General features: G+C 69.8%; 12 protein-coding genes and 1 pseudogene. 6 read left to right on the top strand and 7 right to left on the bottom strand.

Annotated elements, in window-relative coordinates; translation table 11 throughout:
- Position 1: 1 nt before the first annotated feature.
- Genes hutU through hutH form a run of 3 tightly spaced genes read right to left on the bottom strand, consistent with a single transcriptional unit; the run spans position 2 to position 3953 of the window.
- Positions 2-1690, bottom strand: coding sequence for a urocanate hydratase (gene hutU / locus LGM71_RS17700; protein WP_059599061.1), 1689 nt, complete (start codon positions 1688-1690; stop codon positions 2-4).
- A gap of 39 nt (positions 1691-1729) precedes the next feature.
- Positions 1730-2425 (bottom strand): histidine utilization repressor, encoded by a 696-nt coding sequence (gene hutC, locus LGM71_RS17695; RefSeq protein ID WP_059599060.1) that lies wholly within the window; start codon positions 2423-2425, stop codon positions 1730-1732.
- A gap of 4 nt (positions 2426-2429) precedes the next feature.
- Entirely contained in the window at positions 2430-3953 is a 1524-nt protein-coding gene (gene hutH, locus LGM71_RS17690) for a histidine ammonia-lyase (RefSeq protein ID WP_226115601.1), read from the bottom strand.
- 251 nt (positions 3954-4204) lie between these two features.
- Between hutH and LGM71_RS17685 the strand changes: the two are divergent.
- Positions 4205-4464: pseudogene (locus LGM71_RS17685) on the top strand (hypothetical protein); the annotation flags it as partial.
- A gap of 21 nt (positions 4465-4485) precedes the next feature.
- Here the strand turns inward: LGM71_RS17685 and LGM71_RS17680 are convergent.
- Together LGM71_RS17680 and LGM71_RS17675 are read right to left on the bottom strand one after the other, a co-directional pair.
- Positions 4486-5184, bottom strand: coding sequence for a 4'-phosphopantetheinyl transferase family protein (locus LGM71_RS17680; RefSeq protein WP_226116104.1), 699 nt, complete (start codon positions 5182-5184; stop codon positions 4486-4488).
- A 196-nt stretch (positions 5185-5380) separates the two neighbouring features.
- Complete coding sequence (locus tag LGM71_RS17675; protein WP_226115599.1) at positions 5381-6424, bottom strand: alpha/beta fold hydrolase; 1044 nt, start codon at positions 6422-6424, stop codon at positions 5381-5383.
- A gap of 119 nt (positions 6425-6543) precedes the next feature.
- On the opposite strand from LGM71_RS17675, the gene LGM71_RS17670 reads away from it, so the two are divergent.
- The 3 genes from LGM71_RS17670 to LGM71_RS33180 all read left to right on the top strand — a co-directional run bounded on the left by LGM71_RS17670 (position 6544) and on the right by LGM71_RS33180 (position 9126).
- Positions 6544-7485: a LysR substrate-binding domain-containing protein gene (locus tag LGM71_RS17670; protein WP_226115597.1), complete on the top strand. Its 942-nt coding sequence runs from the start codon at positions 6544-6546 to the stop codon at positions 7483-7485.
- A gap of 295 nt (positions 7486-7780) precedes the next feature.
- On the top strand, positions 7781-9013 hold the full coding sequence (locus tag LGM71_RS17665; RefSeq protein ID WP_226115594.1) for an MFS transporter: 1233 nt from the start codon (positions 7781-7783) through the stop codon (positions 9011-9013).
- Positions 9004-9126, top strand: a complete 123-nt coding sequence (locus LGM71_RS33180) for a hypothetical protein (RefSeq protein ID WP_264160566.1) — start codon at positions 9004-9006, stop codon at positions 9124-9126. Before LGM71_RS17665 ends, LGM71_RS33180 begins: the two co-directional genes overlap by 10 nt.
- A gap of 50 nt (positions 9127-9176) precedes the next feature.
- Here LGM71_RS33180 and LGM71_RS17660 read toward each other — a convergent pair whose 3' ends face one another.
- Positions 9177-10655, bottom strand: coding sequence for a cryptochrome/photolyase family protein (locus LGM71_RS17660; RefSeq protein WP_226115592.1), 1479 nt, complete (start codon positions 10653-10655; stop codon positions 9177-9179).
- A 370-nt stretch (positions 10656-11025) separates the two neighbouring features.
- On the opposite strand from LGM71_RS17660, the gene LGM71_RS17655 reads away from it, so the two are divergent.
- Both LGM71_RS17655 and LGM71_RS17650 read left to right on the top strand, forming a co-directional pair.
- Positions 11026-11505 carry an SRPBCC domain-containing protein gene (locus LGM71_RS17655; RefSeq protein WP_174913133.1) on the top strand — a complete coding sequence of 160 codons (480 nt, stop codon included), beginning with the start codon at positions 11026-11028 and terminating at the stop codon, positions 11503-11505.
- A 13-nt stretch (positions 11506-11518) separates the two neighbouring features.
- A complete protein-coding gene (locus tag LGM71_RS17650) occupies positions 11519-11971 on the top strand; it encodes a nuclear transport factor 2 family protein (protein ID WP_226115584.1) in 453 nt (150 codons plus the stop codon).
- Between the two features lie 59 nt (positions 11972-12030).
- Here LGM71_RS17650 and LGM71_RS17645 read toward each other — a convergent pair whose 3' ends face one another.
- Complete coding sequence (locus LGM71_RS17645) at positions 12031-13020, bottom strand: acetyltransferase (protein ID WP_413226886.1); 990 nt, start codon at positions 13018-13020, stop codon at positions 12031-12033.
- Positions 13021-13030: the final 10 nt, after the last annotated feature.

The following is a 13030-nucleotide window of genomic DNA, read 5'->3' as shown; positions in this document are numbered from 1 at the left end:
CTCAGCGGCCGAGCATTGGCAGCTTCAGGCCGGCTTCGCGGGCCGTCTGCTGCGCGAGTTCGTAGCCGGCATCCGCATGACGCATCACGCCCGTCGCCGGATCGTTCAGCAGCACGCGACCGAGACGCTCGTGCGCGTCAGCCGTACCGTCGGCGACGATCACGACGCCCGAGTGCTGCGAGAAGCCCATCCCGACGCCACCGCCGTGATGCAGCGACACCCACGATGCGCCGCCCGCGGTGTTCAGCAGTGCGTTCAGCAGCGGCCAGTCGCTCACGGCGTCCGAGCCGTCCTTCATCGATTCCGTCTCGCGGTTCGGGCTCGCGACCGAACCGGTGTCGAGGTGGTCGCGGCCGATCACGATCGGGGCCTTCAGTTCACCGTTCTTCACCATCTCGTTGAACGCCTGGCCGAGGCGATAGCGATCCTTCACGCCAACCCAGCAGATCCGTGCGGGCAGGCCCTGGAACGCGATGCGCTCGCGTGCCATGTCGAGCCAGTTGTGCAGGTGCGGATCGTCGGGGATCAGCTCCTTCACCTTCTGGTCGGTCTTGTAGATGTCTTCCGGATCGCCCGACAGCGCGACCCAGCGGAACGGGCCCTTGCCTTCGCAGAACAGCGGGCGGATATAGGCCGGCACGAAGCCCGGGAAGTCGAACGCGTTCTCGACACCCATTTCCAGCGCCATCTGGCGGATGTTGTTGCCGTAGTCGAGCGTGGCCGCGCCGCGCTCCTGCAGCGTCAGCATCGCGCGCACCTGCACTGCCATCGACTGCTTCGCCGGATGCACGATGCCTTCCGGATCGACCTTCTGCGTCTCGCGCCATTGCGCGACGCTCCAGCCTTGCGGCAGGTAGCCGTTGATCGGGTCGTGCGCGCTCGTCTGGTCGGTCACGCAGTCCGGCGTGATGCCGCGTTCGACGCACTCCGTGAACACGTCGGCCGCGTTGCCGAGCAGGCCGATCGACACCGGCTTGCCGGTGCGCTTCGCTTCCTCGATCATGCCGAGCGCCTCGTCGAGCGTCGTCGCCTTCTTGTCGACGTAGCGCGTCTTCAGGCGGAAGTCGATGCGCGTCTCGTCGCACTCGACCGCGATCATCGAGAAGCCGGCCATCGTCGCCGCCAGCGGCTGCGCGCCGCCCATGCCGCCGAGACCGCCCGTCAGGATCCAGCGGCCCGACGGGTCGCCGTTGAAATGCTGGTTCGCGACCGAGAAGAACGTTTCATAGGTGCCCTGCACGATGCCCTGGCTGCCGATATAGATCCAGCTGCCGGCCGTCATCTGGCCGTACATCATCAGGCCCTTGCGGTCGAGCTCGTTGAAGTGCTCCCAGGTCGCCCAGTGCGGCACCAGGTTCGAGTTCGCGAGCAGCACGCGCGGCGCATCCTTGTGCGTGCGGAACACGCCGACCGGCTTGCCCGATTGCACGAGCAGCGTCTCGTCCTCGCCGAGATCCTTCAGCGACGCGAGGATCTGGTCGAAGCATTCCCAGTTGCGCGCCGCGCGGCCGATGCCGCCGTACACGACGAGCGCGTGCGGATGCTCGGCGACTTCCGGATCCAGGTTGTTCTGGATCATCCGGTAGGCAGCTTCGGCCAGCCAGGTCTTGCAGACCTTCTCGCTGCCGCGCGGCGCGCGGATCGTACGCGTCGGATCGAGACGGGGATCGATGTGTTTCGGATGGTTCATGACGACTGCTCCCGAGGGAAAGTGAATATCAAATAGGAATCAGAAATGCCCGGTGAAGCGATAACGGCTGCCGGGGTGCCACAGATTCGCCACCGAGGCGACGACGCCCTGCGACCAGGTGCGCCTATGTAAAACGAGACACGGCTCGACGTCGTCCATTCGCAGCTGCTCGCGCCGCTCGGGCGCCGGGGCCGCCGCTTCGATCCGGTACTCGACGCGCTGCAGCGGGGCTGCGCGCATCAGGTACAGGTTCGGCGTCGTGTTCGTGAAATCCTGCTCGGCATAATCCGGCGCGACCGCCGGATTCACCCACCGTTCTTCGAGCTGGACGGGTTCGTCATTCTCGAAGTGCAACACCTGCGAATAAAACAGCTTCGCGCGCACGGTCATCTGCATCTCGTCGGCGAGCGCCTCGTCGGCGCGGATCGTCTCGAGGCCGAGCACGCTGGCGCGGTACGCATGCCCGCGCGCGTCGACCTCTTCCGAGATGCTGCGAATCGCGACGAGCGTCGACTCGTACTTCGGCCGCGCGACGTAGGTGCCGGCGCCCTTCATGCGCGTGAGCACCTGCTCGGCCGTCAACTCGCGCAACGCGCGGTTGACGGTCATGCGCGCGACCTTGAACTCGCGGGCCAGTTCGTTCTCGGAGGGCACCTGGTCGCCCTCCGCCCACTCGCCGGCGTGAATGCGGCCCAGGATGAAATCCTTGATCTCCTGGTAGACCGGCGCGCTCATGGGCTTACTGTTCCGATGCGAACGAGAACGGCGCGATCTTCGCGAATGCGCGCTCGTCGACGAGCTTCGCGACTGCTGCGATGTCCGGTGCGAAGTAGTGGTCGAGCTCGTAATGCGCAACCTTGCTGCGGATCGTTTCCATCACGGGCGCGAGCTTCGGGCTCGTGTGGTACGGCGCGCGCAGGTCGACGCCTTGAGCGGCGGCCAGCAGTTCGATCGCGAGGATGTGCTTCGTGTTTTCCGCGATGTCGGCGAGCTTGCGCGCGGCGAACGTCGCCATCGACACGTGGTCTTCCTGGTTCGCCGAGGTCGGCAGCGAGTCGACCGACGCCGGGTGCGCGAGCGTCTTGTTTTCCGATGCCAGGGCGGCTGCCGTCACGTGGGCGATCATGAAGCCCGAGTTCACGCCGCCGTCCTTCACGAGGAACGGGGGCAGGCCCGACAGCGTCGCGTCGATCAGCAGTGCGATGCGGCGCTCGGCCAGCGCGCCGATTTCCGATGCGGCGAGCGCCAGGTTGTCGGCCGCGAATGCGACGGGTTCGGCGTGGAAGTTGCCGCCCGACAGCACTTCGCCGGTATCCGGGAAGATCAGCGGGTTGTCCGACACGGCGTTCGCTTCGACCAGCAGCACGTCGGCCGCGTGGCGCATCTGGTCCAGGCACGCGCCCATCACCTGCGGCTGGCAGCGCAGGCTGTACGGATCCTGCACCTTGTCGCAGTCGCGGTGCGACTGGTTGATCGGCGAACCTTCGAGCAGGTCGCGGTACGACGCGGCCGCGTCGATCTGGCCTTGATGGCCGCGCAGTTCGTGGATGCGGGCATCGAACGGCTTCACCGAGCCGGCCGCCGCGTCGACCGACAGCGCACCCGCGACGAGCGCGGTGCGGTACAGGTCTTCGATCGCGAACATGTTGTCGAGCGCCAGCGCCGTCGAGGCTTGCGTGCCGTTCAGCAGCGCGAGGCCTTCCTTCGCCTGCAGCGTGAGCGGCGCGAGGCCCGCGACGCGCAGACCGTCGAGCGCGCTGGCGCGCTCGCCGCGGATGAACACTTCACCGACGCCGAGCAGCACGGCCGACATGTGCGCGAGCGGCGCGAGGTCGCCCGATGCGCCGACCGAGCCCTTCACCGGGATCAGCGGCAGCACGTCGGCGTTGAACAGCGTGATCAGCGCGTCCATCACCTCGCGGCGGATGCCCGAGTGGCCGCGGCCGAGGCTCGACAGCTTCAGCGCCATCAGCAGACGCACCGACGAGCGTGCCATCGGCTCGCCCACGCCGACCGCGTGCGACAGCACCAGGTTCTTCTGCAGCAGCTCGAGCTGGTCGTGCGGGATGTGCGTGCTGGCCAGGCGGCCGAAGCCCGTGTTGATGCCGTATGCCGGCTCGCCCTTTGCCGCGATGTCGGCGACGGCCTTCGCGCCTGCGTCGATCTTCGCGAAGCTCGCCGGGTCGAGCGTGAGCTGCACGGATTCGCGAGCGATCTTGCGCAGTTGCGGGAGGGTCAGGTGGCCGGGGGTCAACGTAATCATGTGATCAATCCTGTCTAGACAAGTTCGTGATGGATTGCAGTGTAGCCATCGCAACTTGTCTAGACAACCCCGTTTTTCACGATTTCGACTCGGGAGTTTCCCTGATATCCGGGGCGGCCCGCCGGAGTGGCCCGACAGCCCCGGCAATTAACATCCGTTGCAGTTTATTTTTCGTTGGCAACGTCCGAATTGACGCTTCCTCGCGATCCGCCCACGGCGACCTGCCAAGACCATCCGGCCCCGGGTGACCGACCACCTTCTTCGTCGCGACGACGCGCCTGCTTACGCGCACGAACCCGGGCATCCGCGACTTCCGCGATCGCGCCGGCGAGACGGTCGTGACGAATCAGGGCACGACGTCCGAACGCCTGCTGCGAACGATGAACGAGGAGAAGAAGATGACACGTGGTTCATGAAGCCGGTGCCGCCGAAAGCGCGCGCGTTCGACTGCCCGATGAGCGACGTGATCAGGGCGCGCTACGCGACGCCGAACGACGTGCCGCTCGGGTGAGCGTCGCGTGCCGAAACGGGTTCAACGCGTCCACGCGACGCACGCCGCGTAGCCGGGCGCCGCGTCGAGCCAGCCCGCATCGAACGCGGCCACGCCGGCGGCGGGCGCGGCCGGCTCGACGATCGTCGTCGCGGGCGTCGCCGCATCGCGCGGCGGCACGACCGCGAACGCGCGCAGCCCGCCGACGATGCCGGTGCCGAGCGCCTTCAGCAACGCCTCCTTCGCGGACCACACGCGCATGAACGCGTCGGCACGCGCGGCCAGCGGCAGGCCGTCGAGATACGCGGCCTCGGCGGTCGCGCACACTTCGCGCGTCAGCGCACGCCAGTCGGTCGAACGGTTGCAGCTTTCGATATCGACGCCGACACGTCCCGTCCCTGTCCATGCGATCAGCGCGTGATCGCCCGCATGCGACACGTTGAAATCGAGCGATGCGCGATGCGCGGGGTCGAGCGACGGCCGTCCCGATGCGTCGACGACGATCACGATGTCCTTTGCCGCCACGTCGAGCGCCGCGCCGAGCACGTCGCGCAGCGCGGCGCGCGTCGCGGCACTGCGCACCGCATCCTCGCGCCGCAGGTAGCGCCCGGCACGCGCGCGCTCGGCGTCACTCAGTGCCGCATAGGCCGGCGACGCGAGCGGCACATGCCAGTCGAAATCGATGCGCGCGACCTGCACGCCGGCCCGCGACGCGGCCGGCGGCACGTCGAGCAGGTGCATGCGCCACGCGCGGGACGGGTCGGCGGGAATCCCGGAATCGGATGGAATGTACGTCGGCACGGGGCAGCCAGTCGAATGAAACGTCCGATGTTAATCGATCGCGCGGCGCGGCCGCGATCGTCGACAGTGGCGGCAGGCGCTGCCGCCGCATCGACGCGACGGCCTGGCCACCCTCGCGTGCGCGGGCACCCCGCGGTCACCCGTGCGCGACGGCACCCGGCATGCCGCTTCCCGCCAGCCGCGCACGCTGCGCCGGATGGCGCGCGTGGACGCGGCCCGGTGCGTCGGCCGGCAGCACGCCGTGTTGCAGCCAGTACAGCGCCACGGGCCACAACGTGTCGGTGAAGCGGCTGTGGAAGAACGCGAAGTGGCCGATCGCGTCGACACCGATGTCGCGCGGCGCGATCCGCAGATGCGTGACGTCGCTGCCCGTGTAGTAGCCGACCAGTCGCTCGATCGCGTCGACCGTGCCGAACCCGTCGTCGTCGAGGCCGATCGCGAGCATCGGCGCCGGCAGCCGCGCGAAGCGGGCCGGCAGCGCGGCGCGGCTCGCCGCGGTTTCGGCGAGCAGGCCGTGCGTATAGGCATCCTCGAAACGCGGCTGCGAACGCACCCACGACAGCGCGACGCCGCGCGGCGTATCCTCCATCCAGCCAAGCCGTTTCGCGGGCACGTAGCCGAACACGGCCGCGAGCGCCGGCATCGCGACGTGCCACTTCCACCACATGCGCCGCCGCTCTGCCGGCCGATAGTCACGCCAGTACGCATACTGCGCGCCGACGGTCACCGCATGACGCACGTACGCGTTCGACGCCGCGAGCCCGAGCACGCAGCCGCCGATGCTGTGCGCGACAACGTCGAGCGGCTGGCCGGGAAACGCGTCGCGCGCGTACTGCAGCGCGGCCTCGCAATCGAGCCGCCCCCAGTCGAGCCAGTTCGCGCGCAGCTTCGCGAGCCGCGCGGGGCGCGATCCGCCGATCCCGCGATAGTCGTAGACGAGTACGTCACGCCCCTGCGCGAACAGCCAGGCCGCGAAGCGGAAGTAATAGTCGCAGCGCACCGACGTCGCGCAATTGACGACCGTCACGGGCCGCGCGGCGCCGCCGCCGCGATGCCGCCACACGTAGCCGCGCAGCACGTAACCGTCGGCCGCGGTCAGCGTCACGGCCTGCGGCGGCAACGCGCCCGCCGCGCGCCCGGCCGCCTGATCCGCCCCGGCTGCTTCGTTCGAAATCGTCATCCTGTCTCCTGTGCGGCACCGCATCACGCCGCGCTCGCCCGATCGGCCAGCCTCCATTGAACTTGACGCGCCCGGCGTTCTCAACCAATCTTGCTGCTCCGTTCGCATGAGCCCTACGCATGTCAACGCCGCTCGTCCGTCTCCCGTCGCTCGACCTCGTGCGCGGCTTCGTCGCCGTCGGCCGCCGCATGAGCATCACGCTCGCCGCGCAGGACCTGTGCGTCACGCAGTCGGCGGTCAGCCGCCAGGTGCACGCGCTCGAGGCGCATCTCGGCGTCGCGCTGCTGCAGCGCGGCTATCGCAAGATCGCGTTCACGCCGGAAGGCGAGCGGCTGTTTCGCGCCGCCGACGCGGCGCTGCTCAGCCTGCAGGACACCGTCGCGTCGCTCGCCGCCGCGCGCGAGCGCCAGCCCGTCACGATCACCGCGAGCATCGGCGTCACCGCGCTGTGGCTGCTGCCGCGGCTCGGGCGCCTGCAGGCGCGCCTGCCCGACGTCGACTTGCGCGTGGCCGCGAACGACAAGGTACTCGATTTGCGCGCGGAAGGCATCGACCTCGGCATCCGCTACTGCCCGCGCGAGCGCGCGCCGGCCGGCGCGCTGCACCTGTTCGACGAGGTCGTCGTGCCGGTCGCGCACCCGACGCTGGCCACGCGGCCCGTCACCGACGCGGCCGCGATCGCCGACCACGTGCTGCTCGAATTCGACGGGCCGCCGCAAACGCAACTGCAGTGGCGTGCGCACCTGCACGCGGCCGGGCTCGGCGACGCGCGCCCGAAGGGCGTGCTGCGCTTCAACCAGTACGACCAGGTGATCCACGCCGCGATCGCCGGCCAGGGCGTCGCGCTCGGGCGGCTCGCGCTCGTCGCGCCGATGCTCGCGGACGGCCGGCTCGCGGTGCTTGGCCCGCACTCGCAGGCGTTGTCGGATAGGTACGGCTACTGGCTGTTCCGGCACGATCCCGCACCGCGCCGCGAAGTCGCCGACGTGCGCGACTGGATTCTCGCGGAAGCGGCCGAATGCGACGCGGCGATGCGCGCGTACGACGTGGCGCAACGGTAAGCCGCGAGCGAGTTACCTCATCGAGCCGATGCCGGCGCGGCGTTGCGCACGGAATGCGCGCAGCCGCGGGCGATGCACTGACGCCCCGACTACGCTGCATCGGCCACGCATCACGCTGGCTGCATGCGTCGCAGCGGCGCCACGCATCCGCCCCCCGGCATCGCGTCCGAACCCCGCATCACATTCCCCACGCGCATGCGAACGCAACCGAATGATCGCTTGAGCGCGCGGCGACCGGATCGTCTAATCGAATCGAACGCGGCGTCGCGCCGCACGCATTCATCCGAAGACCCGCATGACCCCGATCGAACAAGACACCCGGCGCCGCTGGCTGCCGGTGCTCGCGGGCGGCCTGATCATGGGCGCCGCGCTCGGCATCCGCCACGTGCAGGGGCTGTTCCTCGCCCCCGTCACGCTCGACCACGGCTGGTCGCGCGAAGCGTTCGGCCTCGCGCTCGCGCTGCAGAATCTGATCTGGGGCATCGCGCAGCCGTTCACCGGCATGATCGCCGACCGCTTCGGGTCGGTGCGCGTGATCGTCGCCGGCATGCTGCTGTATGCGGCCGGGCTCGTCACGATGGCGTTTGCCGCGTCGGCCGGCGTGTTCACGGTCGGCACCGGGCTCGTGATCGGCATCGCGCTGTCGGGGTCGGCCTTCGCGTCGATCTACGGCGCGCTGAGCCGGCTGTTTCCGCCGGACCGGCGCGGCTGGGCGCTCGGTGTCGCCGGCGCGATCGGCGGGCTCGGCCAGTTCTGCATGGTGCCGGTCGCGCAGGTGCTGATCGGCGACATCGGCTGGCAACATGCGTTCGTCGCGCTCGCGCTCGTCGCCGGGCTGCTCGCACCGCTCGCCGTGCTGGTGCGCGACCGGCACGCGCAAGCCGCGCGTCGCGCGGACGGCCCCGACCAGTCCATCGGCGCGGCGGTGCGCGAAGCGTTCGCGCATCGCGGCTTCTGGCTGCTGAACGCGGGGTTCTTCGCGTGCGGGTTCCAGCTCGCGTTCATCGCGACCCACCTGCCCGCCTACCTCCTCGATCACGGCCTGCCGGCGCGCCATGCCAGCGTCGCGCTCGCGCTGATCGCGTTGACCAACGTGGCCGGCACCTACGCATGCGGCCATCTCGGCGGCCTGCTGCGGCGCAAGTATGTGCTGTCCGTGCTGTATCTCGTCCGCGCGCTGGCGATGGCCGCGTTCGTCGCGGCGCCGTTGTCGCCCGCGAGCGTCTACGTGTTCGCGGCCGTGATGGGCTTCACGTGGCTCGGCACCGTGCCGCTGACCAACGGCGTGATCTCGCAGGTGTTCGGCGTGCGCTACATCGCGACGCTGTTCGGCTTCGTCTTCTTCGGGCACCAGCTCGGCAGCTTCTTCGGTGTATGGCTCGGCGCGCTCGTATACGACGCGACGCATTCGTATCTGCCGCTGTGGATCGGCTCGATCGCGCTCGGCGTGCTGGCCGCGCTGCTGCACCTGCCGATCGACGACGCACGCATCGCGCGCACGGTGCCGGGCAAGGCCGCGTGGGCATGATGCGCGCGGCGCTGGCCGTCGGCGTGCTCGCGTTCGTCGCGTGGTGCGGCGCGGCGTACTTCAATTCGGGCGTCGCGCTTGCGCTGCTCGAGCACGCGGCATTCTGCAACTGACATGGCAAGCCGCACCGCGCGCACGGAGCGTCGGCTGCGCCCCGCGACGCCTAGTGCCGCTTCGGCAACGTGGCCAGCGCATCGAGCGCACGCTGCCGCGCGCCGTTGTGATCGACGATCGGCGCCGGATAGTCGTTGCCGAGCCGCACGCCGGCCACCGCGAGTTCCACCGGCGACGCCTCCCACGGCGCATGGATCGTCGCGGCGTCGAGGCCCGCGAGTTCCGGCACCCAGCGGCGCACGTATGCGCCCTGCGGATCGAACTTCCGGCCCTGCGTCACCGGATTGAAGATGCGGAAATACGGCGCGGCGTCGGCGCCGCAGCCAGCGACCCATTGCCAGTTCGCCGGGTTGTTCGCGACGTCCGCGTCGACGAGCGTGTCGTAAAACCAGCGCTCGCCGGCCCGCCAGTCGATCAGCAGATGCTTGACGAGAAACGACGCGACGACCATTCGCACACGGTTGTGCATCCAGCCGGTCGCCCACAGCTCGCGCATCCCCGCATCGACGAGCGGATAGCCGGTCAGCCCGCACTGCCAGGCGCGCAGCGCGGCGGGATCGTCGCGCCACGGCATCGCGTCGAACTGCGCGCGGAAGTTGTCGGTCGCGAGCGCCGGGAAGTGATACAGCAGCACGTGGCTGAATTCGCGCCAGCCGAGCTCGCTCAGGAATTTCTCGGCGCCGGCCGAGCAGGCCGTGCCGCCCGCCTGTGCGGCACCCTGCACCGCATGCCACACCTGGCGCGGCGACACGTTGCCGAAGCGCAGGAACGGCGACAGCCGGCTCGTCGCCGACCGGTCGGGCCGGTCGCGCGTATCGGCATAGCCGGCCAGCGACTCGACTGAAAACGCGTCGAGCCGCGCATGCGCGCCGGCCTCGTCGGGTGTCGGCCACGCGTCGCGCAGGCCGCCTGCCCAGTCCGGCGCACTCGGACGCAATGCGAGCGCGTCGAGCGCCAGCGCACGTTCGCGCACGCCGGCCGGCCACGGGTGAAACGCGATCCGTTCGGGTTCCGGCAGCGGCGCCGCCACCGTGCGATCTCGCCGCACCGCGCGCCAGTATGCGGTGAACACCTGGAACGGCGTGCCGGCGCCTGTCAGCACCTCCCACGGTTCGTTCAGCAGGCTGCCGTTGCTGCTCTCGACCTCGATGCCGCGCGCCTTCAGCGACGCCTTCAACGCCGCATCGGCATCGCGCTGCGGCAGCGCATAGCGGCGGTTCCAGTACACGGCCGCAGCGCCCGTGTCGTGCACGACGCGTTCGATCTCGCGCGGCGCATCGCCGCGCAGCAGCAGCAGGCGGCCGCCATGACGCACGAGCGCCGCGTCGAGTCCGGCGAGCGCCCCGTGCAGCCACCAGCGCGCCGCGCCGCCGAGCGCGCGCCCTGCGCCTTCGCCCGTGTCGTCGACGTACACGCACACGAGCGGCCGGCCCGACGCGACCGCGCGCGTCAGCGCGGGCTGGTCGGTCACGCGCAGATCGTCGCGGAACCACACGACGGCAGGAGCAACGGACGACTTCGCTGGCACGGGCACCTCGATCGGGAAACGGAAAAGTGACCGGTATTGTCGCGGCACGGACGCGCGATGTCGATGTCCGGCACACGTGCGGCGCCCGCCAACGCGTCGCGGCCCGACGACGACGCCCGGCCGGATCGCGAGCCCGGTGAAACGCCTTAGTCCATTCCGACGATTCTTCACCGGACGCACCGGCCTACGCTCGATGTCGGGTTCAACGCGATGCGCGGCACGCACCGGCCGCCGGTCGGCCACGCGCATCGCGCGACGCATCCGTCAGGTCCGCCGCCGCGCGCGCGGACCGTTCCGGCCGTCGCGGCGCGCACCCGCCCGGGCGCGCCCGCGGTCTCGCCCTCATCGTCAATCTCACCCGATACGCGCCATGACCAAACCAGCCAATCTCGTCACCTCGATCACCGTCGCGATCGACGCCCCCGCTTCCGTCGTCTGGGAAGTGCTGACCGACTTCCCGCGCTACGGCGAATGGAACACGTTCTGCGTCGGCCTCGAAACGACCGGCCGAATCGGCGACTTCGTGTACATGCAGGTGCGCATTCCGGGCACGGAGACGGTCATTCCCGTCAACGAAATCCTCGTCGCGTGCGAGCCCGAGCGTCTGCTGTCGTGGGAGCAGCGCCCGATCGACGACAACAAGGACGCCGCGCGCCGCGACCAGTACGTCGAAGCCGACGGCGCCGAACGATGCCGTTACTTCACGACCGACCAGTTTCTCGGCATCAACGCGGAAACGATCATGCGCGAGCACGGCGGCTGGGTGAAACAGGGATTCGACCAGTGCGCGCGCGACGTGAAGCGGCGCGCGGAAGCGCTGCACGCGTCCCGCCGGCGCAAAAGCGCGTGACGGAGAACGGCCGATGCCCGATCTGCAGGCCCTCTCCGATCATCACGACATCCGCGAGCTGATCGTCGCGTACTCGAGCGCGATCGATGCGCGCGACTTCGACGCGCTCGATGCGGTGTTCACGCGCGACGCGACGATCGACTATCGCGCGATGGGCGGCATCGCCGGCATCTATCCGGACGTCAAGGCGTGGCTGCGCACCGTGCTGCCGAGGTTCCCGCAATACCAGCACATGGTCGGCAACCTGTCGATCACGCTCGACGGCGACACCGCGCGCGGCCGCACGATCTGCTTCAATCCGATGGAAGTCGCGCTGCCGGACGGCGGCACGCAGGTGATGTTCCTCGGGCTGTGGTACGTCGACCGGTTCATGCGCACCGCGCAGGGTTGGCGCATCGCGGAGCGCGTCGAGGAGCGCTGCTACGGCCACAACGTGCCGGCCGTGCTCGCGCACGCGACCGGCTGATGCGGTACGGCGCGCGCCGTGGCATCGTTGCACGGCGCGCGCGTCGCGGGCCCCCGGTTTCAGTCGAGACGGAAGGCCGCCTCGAAACGTTCGGCGAACGCGTCGAACTCGGTTTCCGGCAGATGGTTGATGCCGCCCGCGCGCTTGCGCCCGCCGCCGGTCGGGAAATCGCGGCAGAATTCGTCGGCGCCGAGCGGCCGGCCGTCGGGCACGCGCACGCTGACGACGAGCCCGCCCTGCGCACGCGGCGACAGCACCGCGAGCGCCGCATGCGGCGCATTGCGCATCCGCTCGTTCGCGAGCATCCCCGTCGCGCGCCGCGCCCACGGATGATCCGGCATCCTGATCAGCGTCGCGCCCGGCACGTCGCGCAGCGGCGCGAGCGCGCATGCCCGCGCCATGTCGTCGCGATAGCCGTCGCGCAGCGCGGCGAACACCGGCGTGTCGCGCACGAAGTCGAGCGGATCCGCGCACGGCAGCATCGCATCGGCGAGCACCGCCGGATCGAAATGCAGATCGTCGACGCAGTCGCCGTAGGCGTTGTAGTTCAGGTAGAGCCCGAGCTCGGCGAGCGTGCCGCGTTCAGCCTCGTCGAGCCCGTATTCGCGCGCGAGCGCGTCGCCGAGCGCCGGCAGTTCGTCGCCGAACGCCGCGACGATCGCCCAGCGCACGTGGCGGCCGCCGAGATGGCGGTTCACGAGCGCGCTCGTGCAGACGTCGGCGGCCGTGTCGATATACGCGTCGAAACGCGGATCGCCCGGCAGCTCGCCCGCGAAGTGATGGTCGAAGTAGCGGATCGCCGCGCCTGCGCGCAACAGCCGCGCGCAGGCGTCGCGGTTCTGGTCGTGCGACACGTCGAGCACGGTCACGCGGTCGCCGGCCCGCGCGTCGATTCGCTCGAGCAGCCTGATGTCGCGCTTCACGCCGGTCACGAGCGTGCCGCGTTCGCCCTCCGCGAGCCGCAGTTGCTGCAGCGCGCACAGGCCGTCCGCGTCACCGTTGAACGCGAAGAAGTGTCGTCCCCGGTGGGGTTGCCGTTCCTGCATCATCCGTCGCTCC

The sequence above is a fragment of the Burkholderia sp. AU33545 genome (assembly GCF_020419685.1).
GTDB classification, from domain to species: domain Bacteria; phylum Pseudomonadota; class Gammaproteobacteria; order Burkholderiales; family Burkholderiaceae; genus Burkholderia; species Burkholderia diffusa.
This window is presented reverse-complemented; position numbering and strand designations above follow the sequence as displayed.